Raw genomic sequence first — 20,543 nt, forward strand, 5'->3', positions numbered from 1 at the left:
CGTGGGTATCAGCCACTCAGTGACGTAGCGCACGGAATCAACCCCGGACGCCACCGTACGCTGCGACCCTCAGGGGGATCCACGTTCCATGGTCGTGAAATTCGGTCGATCGCCGGCGCAGGAGGGTGCGGCGCAGCTGCCGCTGCCCGAACGCCTGTTGCGCGCCTCGACCCCGCAAGAAGTCGTCCAGGCCTGGTTCGAGGCCGACCCGCAACTCGACATGCACTGCGCCTGCGTCCTGTGGTCGACGCATTGGCCGCGCGACATCGAGGCGTTCCCGGCTGCCTGCGCGGACGCCGGCATCATCGCCGATGCCATCGACGCGGTCTCGCGCATCCGCGCGGGCGAGAACGACGACAGCAACCCGCGCGTGCTCTACGACGACGGCGAGGGCGCGGTCGCCGTGCTCAACAGCCCGTACATGGGAATCGCGCCCTGCGCGACCACCATCGCGCGCCTGGCCGAAACGCTCGACCTGCGCCGCATGCGCGAAAGCGTGGCGCGCCTGGAACAGGCCGAGAAGCTGCAGCGTTCGCTGTACGCGATCGCCGACATGGCCGGCTCGGACCTCGAGATGCCGGACATGCTGCGCGGCCTGCACCGCATCGTCGCCGACCTGATGTACGCGGAGAACTTCTACATCGCGCTGTACGACCGCGACCGCGATGCATTGCGCTTCCTGTATTTCTCCGACGTCGTCGACGACCAGCTGCTCGCGCCCGAGGAAGAGATCCCGCTCGCGCGGATCGAACGCGGCCTGACTTGGTACCTCACGCGCGACAAGCGCCCGCTGATGGGCGCCACCGCCGACTTGATGCAGCAGGTCTCCGGCCCGCTGCGCCTGCACGGCGCGGACAGCTCGGACTGGCTCGGCGTGCCGATGCTGCGCGATGGCGACGTGCACGGCGTGGTGGTCGTGCAGAGCTACACCGGCGAGCGTTGCTACACGACGGCGGAGATGTCGCTGCTCGCCTTCGTCGCCGAACACATCCTCACCGCGCTGGAACGCAAGAGCGGCCGCGTGGAACTGGAGCGGCACGTCGTCGAGCGCACGCAGCAGTTGCAGGTCGCCAACAGCGAGCTGCGCCGCGAAGTCGGCGAGCGCGAACGCGGCGAACGCCTGCAGGCCGCGCTGTACCGCATCGCCGCGCTGGCGAGCCTGGACGAGACGACCGACAACTTCTATCGCCACGTCCACGCGGTGGTCGGCGAGCTGATCGAAGCGAAGAACTTCTATATCGCGCTGCTTTCCGAAGACGGGAGCACCGTGTCGTTCCCGTACGCGGCCGACGAACACGAGCGCGACTGGAGCGCGCGGTCCTATGGCCGCGGCCTGACCGAACACGTGCTGCGCACGCAGCGCCCCGCGCTGGTCTCGCGCGACCATGCCGCCACGATGGTGGCGGCGGGCGAAATCGACAGCGGCATGCTCGGCGCACCGACGCTGGTCTGGCTGGGCGCGCCGCTGCTGAGCACCGAAGGCGCGATCGGCGTGGTCGCCGTGCAGAGTTACGACCGCAGCGATGTCTACAACGAACGCGACGCCGAACTGCTGACCTTCGTTTCCTACCAGATCGGCAGCTCGCTGCAACGCCGTCGCGCGGCCGAACTGCTGCGCCAGGCGAATGCGGAACTCGAACATCGCGTCGAAGCGCGCACCCTGGAGTTGCGCGAACAGATCTCCGTGCGCGAACAGGTCGAAGCGCAGCTGCAGCACCAGGTCATGCACGATGCGCTGACCGGCCTGCCCAATCGCGTCTACCTGCGCGACCGGATCGAGCGCGCGCTCGCCGGCCTGCGCCGCGACCGGAGCTGGGCCTTCGGCCTGCTCTACATCGACGTCGACCGCTTCAAGGTCGTCAACGACAGCCTCGGCCACAGCGCCGGCGATGCCGTGCTGCAACAAGTGTCCAAGCGACTGGCCGCGTGCGTGCGCAATCCCGACGTGGTCGCGCGCATCGCGGGCGATGAGTTCGTGATGCTGCTCGAACACGTGCAGGCGCCCGAAACCGCGAGCAAGGTCGCCCAGCGCGTGTTGCGCGCGCTGACGCCGCCGCTGCACGTGGCCGGCCGCGAGATCCAGCTGTCCTGCAGCATCGGTATCGCGATCGCCCGGCAGGATTGCGAATCGGTCGACCGCATCCTGCACGATGCCGACGTCGCGCTGTACCGCGCGAAGGATGCGGGCCGCAACCGCTTCGTGATGTTCGACGATGCGATGCACCAGACCGCGATGGACGTCCTCGACCTCGAACAGGACTTGCGCGATGCGCTGATGCGCGACGAGTTCGAGCCCTGGTTCCAGCCCATCGTGCGCCTGGAGGATGCGAGCGTCGTCGGTTACGAAGCCCTGCTGCGCTGGCGACATCCCACGCGCGGCGTGCTCACGCCGTCGAAGTTCCTCAAGGTCGCCGAGGACAGCGGCCTGATCGGCCAGGTCGACTGGCGCATGTTCCGCCTGGCGCTGGAAGCCGCGCGCCCGATGGTGTGCCAATCGCACGACGGCGTGCTGCGCTACCTCACGCTGAATGTCTCGCCGCGGCTGTTCCTGCACACCGACTTCGACCGGCGCCTGCTCGAACTGGTCGACGAGATCGGTTTCGATCCGCGCGCGCTGCGCCTGGAAGTCACCGAAGGCACGCTGCTCGGCGATCCGGAAAACGTGGTGGCGATGCTGCACCGCCTGGCCGAACGCGGCGTCGTGGCGGCGCTCGACGACTTCGGCACGGGCTACTCGTCGCTCGGCCACGTGCACCAGTTCCCGCTGAAGATGATCAAGATCGACCAGAGCTTCGTGGCGCCTTTCGCCAACGGCGCGCCTTCGCGCAGCTCGGCGTTGATCGAGGCGATCCTCGCGCTGGGCAATGCGCTCGGGACGGAGATCGTGGCCGAGGGCATCGAAACCGATGCGCAGTGGGCGGTGTTGCGTGCGATGGGATGCGTGTACGGGCAGGGCTATCGCTTCGCGCATCCGGCGCCGTGCGGCCATTGGCTGGGACAGTGAAACCCGGAAGGGCGACTATCGCTCCACGGGCGTCGGCGTAACCTGTTGCGCTTCCGGGCCGCACCGGCCCGCCGGAGCCCGACCATGACGCAAACGCTGCACGCCTTCACCGCGCCCGTTTTCATCCGCACGCTGCGCAACCTGCTGCATGTCCTGCGCGCCGGCGAGAAGCACGCCGCTGAGAAGGGCATCGCACCGGACGTATTGTTGAACACGCGCCTGATCCCCGACATGTTGCCGCTGGTGCGCCAGGTGCAGATCGCCACCGATCACGCGAAGAACTGCTGCGCGCGCCTGACGGCCACCGAGCCGATGCCCTTCCCCGACGAAGAGAAGACCTTCGAGGAACTCCAGGCGCGCATCGCGCGTTGCATCGCGTATGTGGAATCTTTCGACGCCGCGCAGTTCGAAGGCGCGGCCTCGCGCCCGGTGCAGGTCAAGAGCCGCCTGGGGGAGCTGAACTTCGACGGACAGGGTTACGTCACCAGTTTCGCGCTGCCGAACTTCTTCTTCCACGCCTCGATGGCCTACGCGATCCTGCGCGCCTCCGGCGTGCCGATCGGCAAGGCCGACTGGCTGGGCGACGTGGGGCGCTGAGATGCTGCCGAGCGTCGAGATCCAGTGCCCTTATTGCGGCGAGACGATCACGATCTTCGTCGACGACTCGGCGGGCGAGCAACACTACATCGAGGATTGCCAGGTGTGTTGCAAGCCCATCGTCATCGACGTGGGCTTCGATCGCGATGGCGATCCGATCGTACGGGCGACGTCGGAAGACGAGGCCTGATCCCCCGGTCAGTGCCGGGGTTCGGGCTTCGCGTTGGCTCGGGCATGGGCCCGGTGTTCGTCGCTGGTCACGAACCCGTCGGCGTTGGCATCCATCGCCGCGAATGAAGCGCTGAATCCCGCGTCGCGGTCGGCTTCGGTCGAACTCACGCGCCCGTCCCTGTCGGCATCCAGGCGCGAGAAGACGTCGCCACTCGCCGCAGGCACGGCGATGGTCGCGGCGGTGGGCGGCGTCTGCGCGAATGCAGGCCATGCGCACGCCAGCAGCAGGAGCGAGAGGACTTTCATGGCGGACTCAGTGTCGGGTCGCCGTGTCGTCGTCTTCTTCTTCCTTCAACGAGAAGGGCACGTGGCGGCCCTGCGCACCCTGGTTCGCCATGGCATCGCGAAGACGATCGCGTTGTGTATCGGCCGGTGCGTCGTGGTTGTTGGCCATCGATTGCGGCGAACTCTGCTGTGCGGCAGGTTGCGATCCGACCGTGCGGGATTTCGAGCGTGGGGTGTGGCGTTGCGTGGCCATGGGGGAGTCCTCGGGGGAGAGCGTCGGGTGTCTGCGACCCACTGTGGAGAGGCGGCCATTAAGGCCGTTGCATGGCCGATGTAAAACTTTCGTAAGTCGGCGCCACCGGTCGAGTTCGCGTCATCGACGGCGTTCGCGCGGCGATGACGCCGGCGGCGCGAAGCTCGCGAACGCCGGCGAAAAGGCCTGAAAACAGGCCAATGCCCGACATGCTGCACACCGCCGCACGCGGTTACTCCAATTCGCGTGCCGGTTGGTTAATGCGGTGTGGAGGCCAGAACCGGCAGGTCGCGGAGATTCAGATGCTATGGCGCAAGGTGCGTACCGTCGCCGAAAAAGCCGATGCATCTGGCGCGACGTTTGTTCCCCCATGGAGACCGACGAATGAATCTTTCCAATCGCAAGCCGCTTTACCTCGCCCTCGCGCTGACGCTGGCTGCACCGCTGGCCTTCGCGCAGAGCACCACGCCGCAGTCGGCCACGCAGGACGCGACCAACGCCGCCACTTCGGCGACGCAGAGCGCGACGGACGCCGCGAAGTCGACGGCGACCGATGCGACCACCGCAGCGACGCAGGACGCCACGCAGGCGGCCACGCAGGATGCGACGGCGCAGACCCAGGCCGCGACGCAGGATGCGATGGGCCAGTCGAAGGATGCGATGGCGCAGTCCAAGGGCCAGCCCGAGAAGAAGAACTGGTCCGACCTGGATACCGACAAGAACGGCACGCTGAGCGCGTCGGAAGCGGCATCGGTGTCGAACCTCTCGTCCGTTTTCGCCAAGGCTGACGCCAATGCCGACGGCGAGCTGACGCAGGACGAATACAAGGCCTACCTCGCCGCGAACGGCAAGGGCGGAGCCAAGTCGGATTCGGGCGGCTGATCAGTCGCACCCGGGTCGAAGCGCGCATCGCGCACGCTTCGAAATAGTGGCGCTCCATCCGGCTGACTCTTCGGAGCCAGCCGGATTCGCGCTCCAAGGCACATAGACGAGGACCCCAATGAACAACACGCTTCGCAACATCAGCATCGCTGCCGCAATCACCGTCGCTTCCCTGACGCTCGCCGCGTGCGCGCACGACAAGGACGCGACGACGACGACCGAGACGACGAGCACGACCACCACGGACTCGTCGGGCACGACGGGTACGACTTCCAGCGACACGACGACTTCCTCGTCGATGCCGACGTCGGCCAGCACGGCGGGCGCACCGCCGAGCACGCCGTAAGGAAAAACGGCCGGCCCAGGGGTGCCGGCCGATGCCTTGAAGGCGAACAGCGCAGGGCGGCTTCGGCCGCCCTGTGTCGTTTTCGTACACTGGTGCGCCCCACCCACGCGCACGCCCCATGTCTGACTCCACACCCGATGGCATCCGCCTGGTCGGCTTCGACGGCGACGACACCCTCTGGCGCAGCGAAGACTATTACCGCGGCGCGCAAGGGGATTTCGAACAGATCGTCGGGCGTTACGTCGACCTCGCCGACGCGAACGCGCACCAACGCCTGTACGCGGTGGAGAAGCGCAACCTTGCGTTGTTCGGCTACGGCGTGAAGGGCATGGTGTTGTCGATGATCGAGGCCGCGGTGGAGATCACCGATGCGCGCGTGAGCGCGGGCGACCTGCATCGCATCGTCGCGCTCGGCAAATCCCTGTTGCAGCATCCGGTGGAATTGTTGCCGGGCATCCGCGAAGCCGTCGAAGCGATCGGTGCGCAGCACGACCTGGTGCTGATCACCAAGGGCGATCTGTTCCACCAGGAAGCGAAGGTCAAACAATCGGGGCTCGCGGATCTGTTTCGCCGCATCGAGATCGTGAGCGAGAAGGATCCGGAAACCTACGCGCGCCTGTTCGACGAATTCGAACTGGCACCGCACCAATTCGCGATGGTCGGCAATTCGCTGCGCTCGGACATCGCGCCGGTCATCGCGCTCGGCGGGTGGGGCGTCTACATGCCCTATCACGTGACCTGGGCGCACGAAGCCGAAGCGGACATCGCGGACGACGAACCGCGCGTGCGCCGCGTCGCGCAGGCCAGCGAACTGCCCGAAGCCGTGACCGACATCGCACGCGCGGCGAGCTCCCTGAATGGCCGCTAGCCTGCGCCGGGACGGTTAGACGTCCGTTAATCGATTCGGTCGCATCGTCGCCACAGGTCCGCATCAGGGCGGACCGAAGGGAGACCATCATGTCGACGCTGTCGAAGTACATCGCACCCGCGGTGTTCGCGGCGGGGTTCGCTTTTTTCGCGCTGCTGCCCAAGCCGGCGCTCGCACAGGACGACGGGCTGACCCGCGTCATCGTCGATGTCGCCGACGTGGTGTTGCGCAGCGGCCAGCCGTATTACCGCTATGGCAACTATCGCGACCAGGATCGCCTGATCGTCGTGCGCGATCGCTACGGGCGGCCGGTGTATTACCGCGTCGTCGATCGTCCGTATGCCTACCGTCCGTACGTCCCGCCGGTCTATTACGGCAACACCTACGACCGCACCGCCCGTCGGGTGAAGTGCAACGGCGCCGGGAACTGCACGGTCTCGTACTACGACCCGCAGTACGACCGGCGGGGTGGGTATTACGGGCCGGTCCGCTACCGCCGCGGCCACCATGGCCACCACGGGCACGACGACGACCAGGGCGACGACCGCTGATCGTCCACTGGCCACGACGGCGCCCCGCGGGGCGCCGTCTTCGTACCGGCCATACGCGACCAGTGCTAGCCTCCGCGCACCGATCCCCCGAAGGAGAGTCCTGCCATGCGCCGTCTCCGCCTCATCCAGTTGCTCCCGCTCGCGCTCGTCCTCGCCTCGCCCCTCGCCATGGCAGCGGGCAAGACCGACTGCAAGCTCAAGTTCTCCCTCGCCGGTTGGTCGGCCTTCTACAAGACCGCCTCGGGCGACGGCACGATCACCTGCGACAACGGCCAGAAGATGGCGGTCCACATCGTCGCCAAGGGCGGCGGGCTGACCTTCGGCAAATCGAAGATCGAAAACGGCACCGGCGAGTTCTCCGGCGTCAAGGACATCCACGAATTGCTGGGCAGCTACGCGCAGGGCGAAGCCCATGCCGGTGCGGTCAAGTCGTCCGGTGCCAGTGCGATGACCAAGGGCGAGGTGTCGCTCGCACTCGCCGGGACCGGCGAAGGCTGGGACCTCGGCGTTTCGTTCGGCAAATTCACGATTTCCAAGCGCTAAGCAAGCGGTGAGGCGCGCTCACTCGGCCCGATGCGCGTGATCCTCGACCACGGGCGCAGCCTTGTAGGTGCGCCCCAGGTCGGTATTGAGTTTGCCGGCCACCCAGCCGATGGTCGCGAACCAGCCCACGACGATCAACACGAGCACGGCGGCTCCCCACGCATGGCGGCGCAGGAAGGCGAAGGGCGAAAGATGCAGGCGCATGGCACGGTCCCCGATGACGGCGCCATGCTCCGCCCGGCCGTGTCGTGGCCGCGTGCACGCGTGACGGGCCAGAATGGACGCATGCGCGCGCTCGTCCGCCTGTTCCTGCTGCCGCTGTTCGCGGCGACCCTGATGGCCGGCTGCAACGACGCCGGCGCGCCGCGCGACGCGACCACCGCCCGCTTCGACAATCCCGATGCAGAGCTCAGTTGGCAGGGCGTGCTGGCGTGCGCCGATTGCGATGGCATCGACACGCGCCTGCGCTTGCAGCGCGGCAACGGGGTGGTCGCGCAATACGAACTGGTCGAGGCCTACCTCGACGGCGAAGGCGCGGAGTATTTCCACGAGGCCGGCCGCTGGCGGCGCGAAGGCCGCATCCTGCGCTTGCAGGCGACCTCGGGCGGCGAGCGGCTCTACGAGATCGACGGCACCGGCAACCTGGTCGTCGTCGATCGCATGGGGCGCACCGCGGGGCCCAACCACGTCCTCGCGCCCGCCGGTCCGCCGGCACTGTGACGGCCTGCCCGGAACGCCACTTCTTTCAGAACGCATTCAGTCCTCGCGCCCACACTGCGCACATCACCGCCACACCTGCAGGGGGCAACGTGCGTCATTCCTTCAAAGCGCTTTCGCTAGCGATCGTCCTGGCCGCCGCGGGGCACACCGCGCACGCGCAGGATTTCACCTTCGGTTGGAATCCACGCAGCGGCGATGTGTGGATGGATTCCTGGCTCGGCGACATGAACCGCTACGGCCAGCGCTATCGCGATCCCTTCGTCGACGAACTCGTGCGTTACCACGGTGCGCCGCGCGACCTGGTCGATGAATTGCTCGGTCCGCGCCGCTGGGCGCCGGGCGATGTCTGGATGGCGTGCAACATCGCTTCGATCATCGGGCGTCCCTGCCGCTACGTCGTCGACGTCTACGAACGCGACCACGGCAATGGCTGGGGCAGCATCGCCAAGCAACTGGGCATCAAGCCGGGTTCGCCGGAATTCCATCGCCTGAAGAAGGGCTTCGTGCCCACCTACGACCGTTGGGGCCGCACGATCGTCCTGGATTCGGAGCTCGAGCGCGTGTATCCCGACCACGGCAAGGGCAAGTCGAAGTCGCACGGTGGCAACGGGTACGACGACCAAGGTCATGGCAACAACGGCCACGGCAACAGCGGCAAGGGCCACGGAAACGGCAACGGCAAGGGCCACGGCAAGAAATGAGCGACGCGCCCGATCGCGTCGTGCATCGCGGCGGCTGTCATTGCCGCCGCGTGCGTTTCGAAGTCGATGCGCCCGCCCACATCGAAGCGCTCGGCTGCAATTGTTCGATCTGCCGCATGACCGGGTTCCTGCATCTGATCGTGCCGGCCGCGCGCTTTCGCCTGTTGTCGGGCGAAGACGCGCTGACCGAATACACGTTCAACACCGGCGCGGCGAAGCATCGCTTCTGTTCGGTGTGCGGCGTCAAGGCGTTCTACATTCCGCGCAGCCATCCCGACGGCGTCGACGTGAACGTGCGGTGCCTGGACGTGGGCACCGTCGCATCGCTGCGCATCGTCCCGTTCGACGACAACGACCGCGAAGCGGCAACGGCCGCGTTCGCGCACCTGACGCACGACTGAACGCATCATCACGCCGCTGAATCCAGGCTGGCTTCGAGCGACCTTCGCTGTCCTGTCGTCGAACCGCGGATCGTTCGATGTGGAATGCATTTACACACATCGACCACAGCGCAGGGCGCCAACGTGAATCCTCGCCTCGACCCCGTCGACCGCGAAGAGCTGCGCAAGCTCACCGAATCGATCACCGTGCGCCACGCGGTCGACCTGCACGCGATGGCGCGCATGGTCGAACGCGGCTATGCGCGCAAAGTGCTGGGAGGTTGGGAAATCACCGAAGCCGGTTGGCTTGCGCTGGAGCGCTCGCGCATCCCCGATGCGCTGATGTGATTCCTGGGTAAGAGAGGGAGCCGCCGGCGCAGTTCAGGGAGAGGGGGGGGTTCTGCGCCGGCCGACGGGCGTGCTCGCGCGTCTCTTCGGCTCCGGCCTGCCGATGTCGCTCGGCAGGTGCATGTAGTGGAACACCACGCGCAGGTTGCGACCATTGTCCCTTGGTGCAGCCGCGTCCGAATGCAAGACGAAAAAAGGGCCCGGTCGCTTCCCTGCGACGGGCCCAGGGGAACGCTAGTCGTATCAGCGAATCGAATACACGTTGGGCGCATCGGCGCTCTCGTTCGCGCGTTGCGCCACGGCGATGCCATCGCGTTCGGCCAGATAGTCCTTCACCATCTGGTAGGACTTGGTACGCGAAATGCCGAACTCCAGCACGAGCGTCTTGGCGAACACGCTACGCGGGCTGCCGCGCGTGATGAGTTCTTCCAGCCGGCGCAGGATCAACTCGCGGCCCGGCGTTTCGTTCTTCACCCACTGCTGGTATTCCTCGACGATGCGCCCCGCGATTTCGTGCGCATCCTCCAGGTCGTGCTGCAAGCGGTGCAGCGCCTGTTCGAGGCTGCGCACGCGTTTTTCGAAGTAGTCCAGGTCGATTCCCATGTGTGCCCCGTTAGGCGTTGGATGGCGACGACAGGAAACCGCGTCCGTTCCGGCGCGAACATTGTCCGCGCGGGCAATTGCCCCTTGGTTCCGGGGAAGATTGCCCGGACGGGCACGGCGCAACGAAAACATGACGGTCGGGCTGCTATATCGACGGGCTCGTCCCGCGCGCAAGGCTCTTCCATGGCCATCCTCGAAGCCGGCAAGCCCGCCCCCGCGTTCAAGCTGCATGCCACGCCCGACCAGGTGCTGACCTCGGATGAGTTGCGCGGCAAGCGTTACGTGCTCGCGTTCTATCCGGCCGATTTCAGCCCGGTGTGCGGCGACCAGATGGCGCTCTACAACCAGGTCCTCTCCGAATTCCGCAGCCGCAAGGCCGAGTTGTTCGGTGTGTCGGTCGATGGCGTGTGGTGCCACCAGGCGTTCACCGAGGCACGCAATTTGCATTTCCCGCTGCTCTCGGACTTCGAACCCAAGGGGGGCGTGTCGCGCGCGTTCGGTGCCTATCGCGAAAGCGAAGGGGTTTCCGAACGCGCGCTGTTCGTCGTCGACGAGACGGGAACCATCGCGTGGAGCTACTGCTCGCCGATGGCGGTGAACCCCGGCGCGGACGGCATCCTCGACGCACTCGACGCAATGGACGGGAGAACGACGCCATGAGCCTGCGCATTCCGGTCGGTCCGCAAGACCACATCCTGGGTCGCGACGATGCGCCCGTCACCGTCGTCGAATACGGCGACTACCAGTGCCCGTATTGCGGCGCCGCGCAGCCGCAGGTGCGCAAGGTGCTCGATCGTTTCGGCGACGACATCCGCTTCGTGTTCCGTCATTTCCCGCTCACCGAAGTGCATCCGATGGCGGCGATCGCGGCGGTGACGGCGGAGTTCGCCGGCGCGCACGGGCATTTCTGGCAGGCGCACGAAGCGCTGTACGCCAACCAGGCGCGGCTCGGGCCGGAGTTGTTGTTCGAGATCGTGCAGGGCCTGGGCCTGGAGCCTTCGCAATTGAAGGCGGAGATCGACGCCGATACCTACACCGAAAAAGTGCAGGCGGATTTCAACGGAGGCATTCGCAGCGGCGTGAACGGCACACCCACCTTCTTCATCAACGGCGCGCGGCACGACGGGGCGTATTCGTTCGAGGCGCTCTCGCAGGCGATCGAGGCGGCCCGCGCCTAGCCCGCAGTAGAATGCGGGTCCGATGAAGCCCACGCCCACCATCGATCCCGCCACCCTGCGCCTGTCCGTCGCCCCGATGATGGACTGGACGGAAATAGACATTTTTTGGCTAGTTTCTCGCTGATTTTCTCAGAACGTGTGCACGATGTGTGCAATCACGCGACCCCGATTCTGACGGGCTTCAATGGCGGCGCACTAAGCGACGCATGCTCTCCACCCGATGCGGACGTACTCCGACTGCAGGTCGGTCCCATCGGTGCGTCGCCCCGAAGGCAGGCTATACAGACGGCACTCGACAGAGCTCGCGCGGGCGATTTCCGGGTTTCCGAGCCATGCCTCGACTAAGGGTAGAACGACCCACAATAGCTTCGTCACGGCCCGTCGTCCGCCGTGACCGCGCCCAGCAAAGAATCAGTTCAGATTCTGCACCTTGGGGGTCGGAACGCTTGGAGGAGAATGCTGCATGAATGCCGACCTCGAACCACCCGACCCCGAAGCCGCGGCCGTGCCATCGGCCCGGCGCCCGGAGGTTCAAGCCGCGATTGACGCCCTGACCACGCTGGAGCGCCCACAGCTGATCGACCGGCTGCGAGCTGCGGCCCGGCAGAAGGATCTGCCCCCCGAAGTACTGCTGCACTTCGCGCGCGAGGCGGGTGCCAGGGGCGATCAGGAAATCTTTTTCTTGGCCTTCGAGGGCCTGACTCGGTGCGCGACGTCGATGATCGCCAGCCAGATGCGCACGCTGTATGGCATCTCAGAAGCTGACCTCGACGACCACCTGAGCGTAGTTTTCGAGAACCTTGTCCGTCGCATCCAGCGCGACGACCCAGCGCTCGAATACGGCGTGCGCTTCTTCCACTCATTTATCCTCCGGCGTTCGATCGACGCGATGAAAGCCAAGGACCATCCTTGGACGCGGCGCTACAGGAAGGCGGTGAGCGCGCTGCGCAAGGAACGTGGGAAGCGGACCAAGCGCTACGACGGCGACGGGGAGTGCGCGCCGACTGAAGTCGACGCCCGCATCCTGAGTCAAGCCGAGGATCCGGCCGAACGCGCGGCCGGACAGGAAGAGCTTGCACAGGTCGAACAGCGCCTAGCGGGTCTGCCCGACGATGCCTGCGAGGCATACCTGCAGGCACGCGTGCTCGGGCGAACCCAGGCAGAAATCGCAGAACACTTTGGTGTCAGCGACCGAACCGTGCGCAACTGGCTCGACCGCGTCACCAAAGCACTAGAACAAAGGACCGCGCCATGAACAACAAAATGACCCGCGATGAAGTCCTTGATGCGTTCGGGGCGGCGGTGGCGTGGCCCACCGAAGCCTTGGTGCGCGCATGGGCGAAGAAGTATCCCGAGTACGAGCGAGACCTCGTTGATTTTGCGACCGCATGGGCGGCGACGGTTGGTTTTCCCCTCGAAGCCTTGGATCCTCAGCGTGAGGACGAGATCGTCAATCGCACGATGAGCCGCGTGCAGATGCTGGTTCGGGAACAGGACGAGGCGACGCAGGCGCCACCGCCGGTGGCGGTGGCCGTGGCCGCCAATCGCCTGCAAATCGACAGCCTCGAGCAAGCCCTTCGCGCACACGGCGTGACGAGCTCTTGGATCGAGGCGCTCGGAATCGACGAATTTATCTTGGCGCTGCTGGAAGAGCACATGATTGCCCCGCCCGTGCCTCGACGCTTGCTTGATGCCCTCTCGCGACCGTTAGGAGTCCATATCGAGGTAGTCAGGGCGTGGTTGTTTCAAGACTCCATACCGCAGATGGTTTCTTATTCCACCAAGAAGCCAGCCTTTGAGCGATGGACCTTTCAGCAGGCCGTGCAGCAGTCATCGTTGCCTGACGCGCTCAAGCAACAGTGGCTTCGAGAAACCTCTGACCCGTGAGTCTTCATGGATGCATTTACCTCGGTTCGCCTTAAGGCCCAGCAGCTACGCGCGCAACTGATCGCAGCATGCGGCTGTGGCGAAAAGGTGCAAAACCTTCTGGCCGCGGCGATGAACGACGCCGGACTTCGCGTGATGGTCGTCCCGCCCGACTACCCGCTGCTGGGTGGCGGCGCCGGCGCCTTGCAGCGAAAGCGCCAACGCATGTTCGTGTCCGGCGCACTGAGTCCTGAGCTCCAATTCTTTGTCCAGGCCCACGAGTACGCGCACTGGATCATCGAATCGCCGGCCGATCCGGTGTTGGTCAGTACGATCGTGGATCCGAGCGGTCCCGAGCAATCCACGCCGTTGGGCGCCGGGCGCGTGGAGGGCTACAGCGCGCAGGAGTTGCGCGAACGCTACGCAAATGTGTTCGCGCGTGAATTTTTGTTGCCAACCCACCACGCCAGGCAGCTGTTCATTGACGAGCGATTGTCGGCCTCGCAGATCGCGAGTCGGCTCGGCGTCACGCCAAGCTTGGTCTACCAGCAGCTGCAGTACGCGTTGCTGGTCCCATCGCCGCCGCCCGCGCAAGCGGACAAGCCCTTGCCTGGCTTGGATGCCTCCCAGCGCATCGCCGCCGGTCATGAAGGCGGGCCTGCGCTCGTCGAGGCCGGGCCGGGGACGGGAAAAACGCGGACCCTCATCGGCCGCATCGAGCGGCTGCTGGAAACTGGCGTGGATCCGCGCTCGATTCTCGCCCTGACGTTTTCCAACAAGGCAGCGCGCGAAATCAAAGAACGCATCGCGCGCACGATCCCGTCGGCCAATGAATTGTGGGCGGGGACGTTTCACGCCTTCGGCTTGGAGTTGCTGCGCAAACACGCGGCCTTGGCCGGCCTCCAGGAGCCGGTACGCATCGTAGATCCGGCCGATGCGCTCGAGCGCTTGGAATCCTTGCTTCCCAGCCTGGATCTGCACTACTACCTGCGCTTGAGCGATCCGCTGGCGCTGATGCAGCCGATCTTGGGGGCGATTTCCCGTGCCAAGGACGAGCTGTGTACGCCCGAGCAGTACGCCGTCTTGGCCGAGCAGATGCAAACGAATGCGGTAACTGACGAGGCGCGGGAAGCCGCCGCCAAGGCCGCAGAAGTGGCCAGGGTCTATGGCCTCTACGAAGCCATGCTGCGCGAACAAGGGGGCGTCGACTTTGGTGATCTGATTTGGCGGACGATCACGCTGCTCGAGCAAAACGACGACCTGCTCGCGATGATTCGCGCGCAGTTTCCACATGTATTGGTCGATGAGTACCAAGACGTCAATCGCGCCAGCTCACGCTTGCTCAAGCTGATAGCCGGCGACGGCCGTAATCTGTGGGTGGTTGGTGATGTCCGACAATCGATCTACCGGTTCCGCGGTGCCTCACCGGCCAACATGCGTCTGTTCGCACAGGACTTCCCTGAGGCGGTGGTGCTGCCGTTGAAATTCAACTACCGCTCGGGCCAGCAGATCGTCGATACCTACACCGCCTTTGCGCGCAGCTTGGACGATCCTGTTTGGCGCGCGGCGGGACACTTGGAGGCGATCCGAGGCAGCGGAATACGACCGAAGTTGGTCATCGCCCCGACGTTGGACTCGGAAGTTGCGGCCATCGCGCATGCGATTGAAGCTCATCGCGCGGACGGCATTCCTTTCCGGGACCAGGCCATCGTGGTGCGAACGCACACGCACGCCGAGCGAGTGGCCGAACGACTGCAAGCACTTGACGTGCCATCGATGTACCTGGGCGACATCTTCGAGCGCGACGAGGTACGCAACCTCCTCGCCGTGGTCTCCTTCGTAGCCGAACCCAGTCGCGGCGCGCTGCTGCGACTGGCCATTACCGAGTCTTATCGCATGGGCCTAGCGGACGTGCGTTCGTTCCTGGAGCTGGCGCATGCGGCCGACCGATCGCCGCTAGCAGCCTTGTCGGATCCCGCCGTCATCGCGGCCTGCGCAGCGCCGGCGCGGGCCGCGCTCGAGCGCCTTCGCGACGACTTGGCTGGAGTGCGGTTCGAGAGCACGGTGGCCGAAGTTCTCAACCACGTTCTCTTCGAACGCCGTGCGTTGATCGACGAGTTTCTCGAGCAGCCCGGAAGCGGGGGCGAGCAGCGACGTTTGGCCATCTTTCAGTTGCTGCAGTTCGCGGCCGAGCACTTCGACCCGCGCAAGGGCAACCCGAAGAAGAACCTGCTGCGCTGGATTCGGCGCCTGGAGCAGTTCGGCGAGGAGCGTGCGCTTCGGGAGCTTCCCGCGGCGGCCGCCTCTATAGATGCGGTCCGGCTGATGACAGTGCACGCCAGCAAAGGCCTGGAGTTCCCGGTGGTGTACGTGCCGTATCTGGCTACCCGCCATTTCCCGCAGTCTAACCGCGGCAAATCCTGCCCCCCGCCTGAGGGAATGCTGCGTGCGGAGGACATCCGCGACCAGTTCGAAGAAGAAAGTCTGTTCTACGTGGCGCTGTCGCGCGCACGCGACCACCTCCACCTGTCGCGATCGGAAGTTCTAGGTTCGCAAAAGGCCAGCGAGTCGAAGTTCCTTCCGTCCATCGTTGCCCGTCTTGAGCTGGTGCGGGCCCCCAAGACGGAGCTGTTGCTCCCCGGCGACCTGCCGGCGAGGCCAGAGCTCAAACTAGAACCGGAAATCCATGATGCCCGCGACTTGGACCAGTACGAGCGCTGCCCGCGCAAGTACGCCTACGCCAAGAGCTTGGGGCTGCGCGCCGGCCGCGATGACGATGGCTACGTATTGTTTCACCGGGTGGTATATGCGGTGCTGTCGTGGGTACTCCAAGAACGCGCCGCCCGCGAGGTACCACTTGACGAGTATTGGCGCAAGCTCGACGCAGTCTGGTCGCAACAGGGACCGTGCGAGCATCCTTTCGCGCCGGTATACAAGGAGTATGCCCGGCGCATGCTCACGGTGGCCGAGGAACACTTGCGCGCTCCTGGCGCTACCTCGCAAGAAGTCGACCTGCGGGTCGGCGGCGTCCCGGTGCGCGTGCGTCTGGAACAAGCCGAACCTGGCAGCGGGGGTTTGGTGCGCAGGTATCGCACGGGGCGGCGCCCGAAGACCGTCACGCGAGAGCTGCCCGACGTGCTGCGGCTGCTGGCTGGGCGGCAGGTCTATGGGCCAGGCGCGCGCCTTCAGATCCACTACCTGACCTCCAACGACGCGGTCGATCTGGAGTTCAAGGAAAACCAGCTGCAGTCGAAAGTGGATCAGGTACGCGACTTCGCCGCGGCTATCGCGTCCGGCCAGTTTCCGATCACCACCGACGTCGAGCAGTGCCCCCGTTGCCCGTTCTTCTTCTTGTGTCCAGCGATTCCGGGCGCGGACTGAGGTCTCTTTCCGGTTTTTTCACGCACCACGCGACTTGTTGTGTAACGGCGTTGGAATTCCCCAACGGCCAATGCACAAGAGGTAGCACAACGTGAAAAACATCAAGATCGTTTTGCAGTGCGAAGGTGCTGCGCAGGTGCTGGTCGGCGACGTCAAGGGCGAGCTGTCGGTGGGCGAGGCGCTCGCGGCACTCGGCGCCCAGAATATCGGGCAGGGCGGCCAGCTGCTCTTCGCCGAAGATCGCGACGGGCCGGTCGACCTACACACGGCGGTCCAGACGCTGGTATCGGGCAAGGGCGAGGGCGGGGCCCCGATCGTGCGGCTGCATCAGGGACGCTGCCAGCGCGTGACGGTGAACGTCACCTTCAATGGCGTAACCCAATCGCGCGATTTCCCGCCGGTGACCCGCGTCGCCCACGTACACCAGTGGGCCACGCACAACGTCTTCGACATGTCGCCGCGCGATGCGGCCGAGCATGTGCTCGAGCTGGTGGACAGCGACGAACGTCCCGACCCGGACACCCAGATCGGCACGCTTACCTCCGGCGCGCTGTGCGCTGTGGCATTCGACCTGGTCCCCTTCAAGCGGGTGGAGGGCTGACATGGCGTCTCTGGATCAACAGGCCTTCGAGGCCGACGTGAACTCCGGGGCTTTCCTCAACGGCTCGCTGTCGGGCCGTTGGGGACTGGACTCACTGACATGGCCGCACGCGCTCATCTGGGTGCGGGCGGGCGACGGCAGCCGGATCGTTTTGCGCTTCGAGCTGTCGAACTACCCGCGGACCGCACCCACGGCGCAGCCGTGGGGTCCAGCTTCGAACGCGCCCTTGTCGCCGGCCCTGTGGCCCCGCGGCGAGGCGCGCGTCTCGGCCGCGTTCAATCCCAACTGGAATTCGAGCGCGCTCTACATTCCGTGCGATCGAATTGCGATTCAGGGGCATGAAGCGTGGCGCCACCAGCACCCGTCCCTGCTGTGGGATCCGGCCGTCGGCATTCACCGTTACGTGCGGGTCGTGTCCGACCTGCTGGGGTCGCCCGATTATGCCTGCGCCCACTGAGCTTTGTGTTCCCCGGGCGTTGTGGGACCGCCTGGTAGCCGAGCTGCACGCACGCACCGACGGCGAAAGCCACGAATCGGGTGCGTTCTTGCTCGGGCACCTGACCGCGCAGGGCCGTCGCGTCACTGACGTGCTGTACTTCGACGATCTGCATCCCGAGGTGCATTCCCGGGGCGTGGTGGAGCTGCCGGCCGCAGCATTCCGCGCGTTGTGGGCGATCATTCGCGAACGCGGCGTCCAAGTGGTCGCCGACGTCCATGTACACCCGCACAGCGCCGGCCAAAGCGAAATCGATCGCCAGAACCCCTTGATTGCTACGCGCGGTCACGTCGCGCTCATCCTGCCCAACTTTGCCCGACCGCGGATTCGTCGCTGGTCCGTTGGCGCGTACGTATACGAAGGCGACCACCGCTGGCAGGCGAAGGGCGGGTGCGACAACCGCTTCTTGGTATTGGAGGATGACAATGCATGAGTCGATGGAAGATCTTGGCGAGCGACTGAATCGCGTGGTGAAGCTCGCCATGGATACCGGAGAGGCAGCCAGCGAAGCCGAAGCGGTGGCTATCTTTTCGCGCTATCGCGTGCAGTTGGTTTTCGGCGACGGCCTATGCGAAATGGCGCAGGTGGCTTTGCTTACCGCGGCAGCAACGGCCTTGCCGTGCTTGCTGGGAGGTGTCACGTACTCCGGTCCCGATCAGCCATTGCAAGCGCGTTGGCGCGGGCATCGCGATGCGCCTGTGCCATCGCGCCTGACGGCGGCCTTGGAATTGCTTGGCGTGCAGCGCACGACTGATATCGATGCGAATGTACCGTGCATCGCCGTCGGCGCCGGAATCCCACGCCGAGGAGGGGGTGTTCGCGCAACCTTCGACGGCTGGACGGCAGCGGTGGTGCCCCTCGAGGACGACGCACTCGCCGAACGAGGCGATTGCGCAGCAGCCGCAGTCCTCGCCGGCGCGATGGCGGTTGCCGAAGTTTTCCAGCAGTTTCGTGGCACGCAGCCGCTCGCCTGCCAACGCCGAATCGGCTGGTCGCTGTGGGAACCGTGGAGCAAGTGGACGGAGGCCGCGAGCGGGCCTGAACTGACGGCCCTGCCACAATCGGTCTGGCTCGTCGGACTAGGGAACCTGGGTCAAGCGTACTTGTGGACTTTGGGCTTGCTGCCGTACGCCACGGACCAGTGCAACCTGTTGCTGCAGGACATCGATATTGTCTCGCGTGCGAACAAAAGTACCTCGCTGCTCAGCCGCGAGATTGACGTGGGGCGCCGCAAGACGCGCTTGGCGGCTGCGTGGGCGGAGCAGCGCGGGTTTCGGACATCAATCATCGAACGACGTTTCGCTGCAGATTTCACCGTCACCGGGGACGAGCCGTCCGTCGCATTAATTGGTGTCGACAATCTGGCCACGCGACGCACGATTGAGCGCGTGGGCTTCGCCCGCATCATCGAGGCAGGTCTGGGGCGCGGCCCCAGCGACTACTTGGGAATCACGCTGCACACATTTCCGGCCTCGCGCGCCGCTGACACTTGCTGGCTAGAGTCTACGAAGCCGTCGGTCGACCCGGCGCACGCAACGACGCGCAAACAAGCTTACCAGGACCTGCACGCGGCAAGCGGCGACAGTTGCGGTGTGCTGCGCTTGGCCGGGCGCAGCATCGCCACGCCGTTCACGGGCGCGGCGGCAGCTGCGTTGGCTGTAGGCGAGTTGCTGCGGCTGTGCCACGGTGGACCTCGCGTGGAATTTGCCGCAGTTCATTTGGCGCGCCCAGAAGAGAGCACGATTATTCAAGGTGCGCCATGGCCGGCCATGAACCCGGGCGTCGTGACTCCGGAGCCACGGTCGTAGGCGTGAGCAGGCGACAATTGGGTACTCCGCAGCGTATCTACGTAGCAGCGACGCCGCAGCACCAACTCCGAGTCGACAGGGGAGGTCGCTCACCTCAAATCGTCGATAATTTAGCGTCCAAGTACTGTATGAGCGTGCGCGCGGCATTGATCGCAAGCAGGGCTTCGTCACGCAACAGCAACTCATCGTTCGCATGCGCAAGACTGCCGCGGTTTCGCACCGGTTGCAGCGCATCCACGATGACACTCATGGCATGCAACACTTTGACCAGGCTCTCGTGCTGCGTCCCGAGGTCGGTCAGCGCCGGATGGCGTTGCTTCATTAGTTTGAAAACGCCCGCGGTTGTGCTGTCGGCGGGCACTTCTATATCTGCGCGCGCGCAGGCGGCCTTCAAGTAGCCATGCAACGCCGTGTGCACCCGGTCGACGGCGCTGGTCGGATCGCGTGACTCGAGCAACGCGGCCGCGTCCTTCAATGCGTGGTCGACGACTTGGCTGGAAATTGCGGGGCTGGGCGCGGCAACGGCGATGCTTTCGACGCAACGGCGGGCAAGCTCAAGCAGTGTCGCGTGCGCTTGCTGCGAGCGTTGATGCTCGGAGCCGGGTGGGTAGCGCTTTGCCACCCCCCGTAAGATCGCAGCCTGCTGGACGGGTTCGCAATGGGTCAGGATCGCGATGAACTTTTCCCGGGTCGTCCTGCCTGGGAAACCGTCGGGATCCAGTTCCAAGTCGCAAAAGGCCGAGTAAAAGTCCCGGTGGGTGCGATAGCTGAAGTCACCGAGGTAACCGTCGTTCACCCCGATATACCCCTGCACGACCCAATGGACCTCGCTGCTTTTTAGTCCGGTCATCGCCCCCTCCCGCGTTCGGCCCTTTACTGGAACGACCGCCCAGCAGGGCGCACTATAAGGCTCGGGGCGCCCGCAGCGGGCCCCCCGGGAATGGGGTACGGGGAAGGAGCG

At 65.4% G+C, this 20,543-nt stretch carries 26 protein-coding genes; 21 read left to right on the forward strand and 5 right to left on the reverse strand.

Annotated elements, in window-relative coordinates:
• Positions 1-88: 88 nt before the first annotated feature.
• From AB4059_RS08905 to AB4059_RS08915, 3 genes are all read left to right on the forward strand, one after another.
• Complete coding sequence (locus AB4059_RS08905) at positions 89-3,004, forward strand: putative bifunctional diguanylate cyclase/phosphodiesterase (protein ID WP_498978558.1); 2,916 nt, start codon at positions 89-91, stop codon at positions 3,002-3,004.
• Positions 3,005-3,088: 84 nt separating this feature from the next.
• Positions 3,089-3,601, forward strand: a complete 513-nt coding sequence (locus tag AB4059_RS08910; RefSeq protein WP_498978559.1) for a DUF1993 domain-containing protein — start codon at positions 3,089-3,091, stop codon at positions 3,599-3,601.
• Position 3,602: 1 nt separating this feature from the next.
• Positions 3,603-3,791 (forward strand): CPXCG motif-containing cysteine-rich protein, encoded by a 189-nt coding sequence (locus AB4059_RS08915; RefSeq protein WP_498978560.1) that lies wholly within the window; start codon positions 3,603-3,605, stop codon positions 3,789-3,791.
• A gap of 8 nt (positions 3,792-3,799) precedes the next feature.
• Here the strand turns inward: AB4059_RS08915 and AB4059_RS08920 are convergent, their stop codons facing one another.
• Both AB4059_RS08920 and AB4059_RS08925 read right to left on the reverse strand, forming a co-directional pair.
• A complete protein-coding gene (locus AB4059_RS08920) occupies positions 3,800-4,078 on the reverse strand; it encodes a hypothetical protein (RefSeq protein WP_498978561.1) in 279 nt (92 codons plus the stop codon).
• Positions 4,079-4,085: 7 nt separating this feature from the next.
• A complete protein-coding gene (locus AB4059_RS08925; RefSeq protein WP_498978562.1) occupies positions 4,086-4,310 on the reverse strand; it encodes a hypothetical protein in 225 nt (74 codons plus the stop codon).
• A 384-nt stretch (positions 4,311-4,694) separates the two neighbouring features.
• Between AB4059_RS08925 and AB4059_RS08930 the strand changes: the two genes are divergently transcribed.
• The 5 genes from AB4059_RS08930 (at position 4,695) to AB4059_RS08950 (ending at position 7,500) form a co-directional block, all read left to right on the forward strand.
• On the forward strand, positions 4,695-5,192 hold the full coding sequence (locus tag AB4059_RS08930) for an EF-hand domain-containing protein (RefSeq protein ID WP_498978563.1): 498 nt from the start codon (positions 4,695-4,697) through the stop codon (positions 5,190-5,192).
• A gap of 118 nt (positions 5,193-5,310) precedes the next feature.
• The gene (locus AB4059_RS08935) at positions 5,311-5,538 is read left to right on the forward strand and encodes a hypothetical protein (protein WP_498959808.1); all 228 of its coding nucleotides are present in this window, start codon (positions 5,311-5,313) and stop codon (positions 5,536-5,538) included.
• A 118-nt stretch (positions 5,539-5,656) separates the two neighbouring features.
• Positions 5,657-6,406: an HAD family hydrolase gene (locus tag AB4059_RS08940; protein ID WP_498978564.1), complete on the forward strand. Its 750-nt coding sequence runs from the start codon at positions 5,657-5,659 to the stop codon at positions 6,404-6,406.
• A gap of 89 nt (positions 6,407-6,495) precedes the next feature.
• The gene (locus tag AB4059_RS08945; protein WP_498978565.1) at positions 6,496-6,957 is read left to right on the forward strand and encodes a hypothetical protein; all 462 of its coding nucleotides are present in this window, start codon (positions 6,496-6,498) and stop codon (positions 6,955-6,957) included.
• A gap of 105 nt (positions 6,958-7,062) precedes the next feature.
• Positions 7,063-7,500, forward strand: a complete 438-nt coding sequence (locus AB4059_RS08950; protein ID WP_498978566.1) for a hypothetical protein — start codon at positions 7,063-7,065, stop codon at positions 7,498-7,500.
• Between the two features lie 18 nt (positions 7,501-7,518).
• Here AB4059_RS08950 and AB4059_RS08955 read toward each other — a convergent pair whose 3' ends face one another.
• Entirely contained in the window at positions 7,519-7,704 is a 186-nt protein-coding gene (locus AB4059_RS08955; RefSeq protein ID WP_498959816.1) for a hypothetical protein, read from the reverse strand.
• An 81-nt stretch (positions 7,705-7,785) separates the two neighbouring features.
• Between AB4059_RS08955 and AB4059_RS08960 the strand changes: the two genes are divergently transcribed.
• The 4 genes from AB4059_RS08960 (at position 7,786) to AB4059_RS08975 (ending at position 9,649) form a co-directional block, all read left to right on the forward strand.
• Entirely contained in the window at positions 7,786-8,220 is a 435-nt protein-coding gene (locus tag AB4059_RS08960) for a copper resistance protein NlpE N-terminal domain-containing protein (protein WP_498978567.1), read from the forward strand.
• A gap of 89 nt (positions 8,221-8,309) precedes the next feature.
• Entirely contained in the window at positions 8,310-8,921 is a 612-nt protein-coding gene (locus AB4059_RS08965) for a hypothetical protein (protein ID WP_498978568.1), read from the forward strand.
• Complete coding sequence (locus tag AB4059_RS08970) at positions 8,918-9,322, forward strand: GFA family protein (protein ID WP_498978569.1); 405 nt, start codon at positions 8,918-8,920, stop codon at positions 9,320-9,322. The genes AB4059_RS08965 and AB4059_RS08970 overlap by 4 nt, the downstream gene beginning before the upstream one ends.
• 123 nt (positions 9,323-9,445) lie before the next feature.
• Positions 9,446-9,649: a hypothetical protein gene (locus AB4059_RS08975; RefSeq protein ID WP_498959824.1), complete on the forward strand. Its 204-nt coding sequence runs from the start codon at positions 9,446-9,448 to the stop codon at positions 9,647-9,649.
• A gap of 243 nt (positions 9,650-9,892) precedes the next feature.
• On the opposite strand, the gene AB4059_RS08980 is transcribed toward AB4059_RS08975, so the two are convergent.
• Positions 9,893-10,252 (reverse strand): hypothetical protein, encoded by a 360-nt coding sequence (locus AB4059_RS08980; RefSeq protein ID WP_498978570.1) that lies wholly within the window; start codon positions 10,250-10,252, stop codon positions 9,893-9,895.
• A 183-nt stretch (positions 10,253-10,435) separates the two neighbouring features.
• Between AB4059_RS08980 and AB4059_RS08985 the strand changes: the two genes are divergently transcribed.
• The 9 genes from AB4059_RS08985 to AB4059_RS09025 all read left to right on the forward strand — a co-directional run bounded on the left by AB4059_RS08985 (position 10,436) and on the right by AB4059_RS09025 (position 19,582).
• Positions 10,436-10,912, forward strand: coding sequence for a redoxin domain-containing protein (locus AB4059_RS08985; RefSeq protein ID WP_498978571.1), 477 nt, complete (start codon positions 10,436-10,438; stop codon positions 10,910-10,912).
• Positions 10,909-11,430, forward strand: a complete 522-nt coding sequence (locus AB4059_RS08990; RefSeq protein ID WP_498978572.1) for a DsbA family protein — start codon at positions 10,909-10,911, stop codon at positions 11,428-11,430. Before AB4059_RS08985 ends, AB4059_RS08990 begins: the two co-directional genes overlap by 4 nt.
• A gap of 463 nt (positions 11,431-11,893) precedes the next feature.
• Complete coding sequence (locus tag AB4059_RS08995) at positions 11,894-12,685, forward strand: RNA polymerase sigma factor (protein WP_498978573.1); 792 nt, start codon at positions 11,894-11,896, stop codon at positions 12,683-12,685.
• Positions 12,682-13,317: a hypothetical protein gene (locus tag AB4059_RS09000; protein ID WP_498978574.1), complete on the forward strand. Its 636-nt coding sequence runs from the start codon at positions 12,682-12,684 to the stop codon at positions 13,315-13,317. The genes AB4059_RS08995 and AB4059_RS09000 overlap by 4 nt, the downstream gene beginning before the upstream one ends.
• Positions 13,318-13,323: 6 nt before the next feature.
• Complete coding sequence (locus AB4059_RS09005; RefSeq protein ID WP_498978575.1) at positions 13,324-16,677, forward strand: UvrD-helicase domain-containing protein; 3,354 nt, start codon at positions 13,324-13,326, stop codon at positions 16,675-16,677.
• 91 nt (positions 16,678-16,768) lie between these two features.
• On the forward strand, positions 16,769-17,278 hold the full coding sequence (locus AB4059_RS09010; protein WP_498978576.1) for a hypothetical protein: 510 nt from the start codon (positions 16,769-16,771) through the stop codon (positions 17,276-17,278).
• A 1-nt stretch (position 17,279) separates the two neighbouring features.
• Positions 17,280-17,735 carry a DUF7665 family protein gene (locus AB4059_RS09015; RefSeq protein ID WP_498978577.1) on the forward strand — a complete coding sequence of 152 codons (456 nt, stop codon included), beginning with the start codon at positions 17,280-17,282 and terminating at the stop codon, positions 17,733-17,735.
• Positions 17,719-18,207, forward strand: a complete 489-nt coding sequence (locus tag AB4059_RS09020; protein WP_498978578.1) for a hypothetical protein — start codon at positions 17,719-17,721, stop codon at positions 18,205-18,207. The genes AB4059_RS09015 and AB4059_RS09020 overlap by 17 nt, the downstream gene beginning before the upstream one ends.
• Positions 18,200-19,582: a ThiF family adenylyltransferase gene (locus AB4059_RS09025; protein ID WP_498978579.1), complete on the forward strand. Its 1,383-nt coding sequence runs from the start codon at positions 18,200-18,202 to the stop codon at positions 19,580-19,582. The genes AB4059_RS09020 and AB4059_RS09025 overlap by 8 nt, the downstream gene beginning before the upstream one ends.
• Before the next feature lie 94 nt (positions 19,583-19,676).
• Here the strand turns inward: AB4059_RS09025 and AB4059_RS09030 are convergent, their stop codons facing one another.
• The gene (locus AB4059_RS09030; protein WP_498978580.1) at positions 19,677-20,432 is read right to left on the reverse strand and encodes an abortive infection family protein; all 756 of its coding nucleotides are present in this window, start codon (positions 20,430-20,432) and stop codon (positions 19,677-19,679) included.
• Positions 20,433-20,543: the final 111 nt, after the last annotated feature.

Source organism: Lysobacter sp. 2RAF19, from assembly GCF_052115395.1.
GTDB lineage: Bacteria > Pseudomonadota > Gammaproteobacteria > Xanthomonadales > Xanthomonadaceae > Noviluteimonas.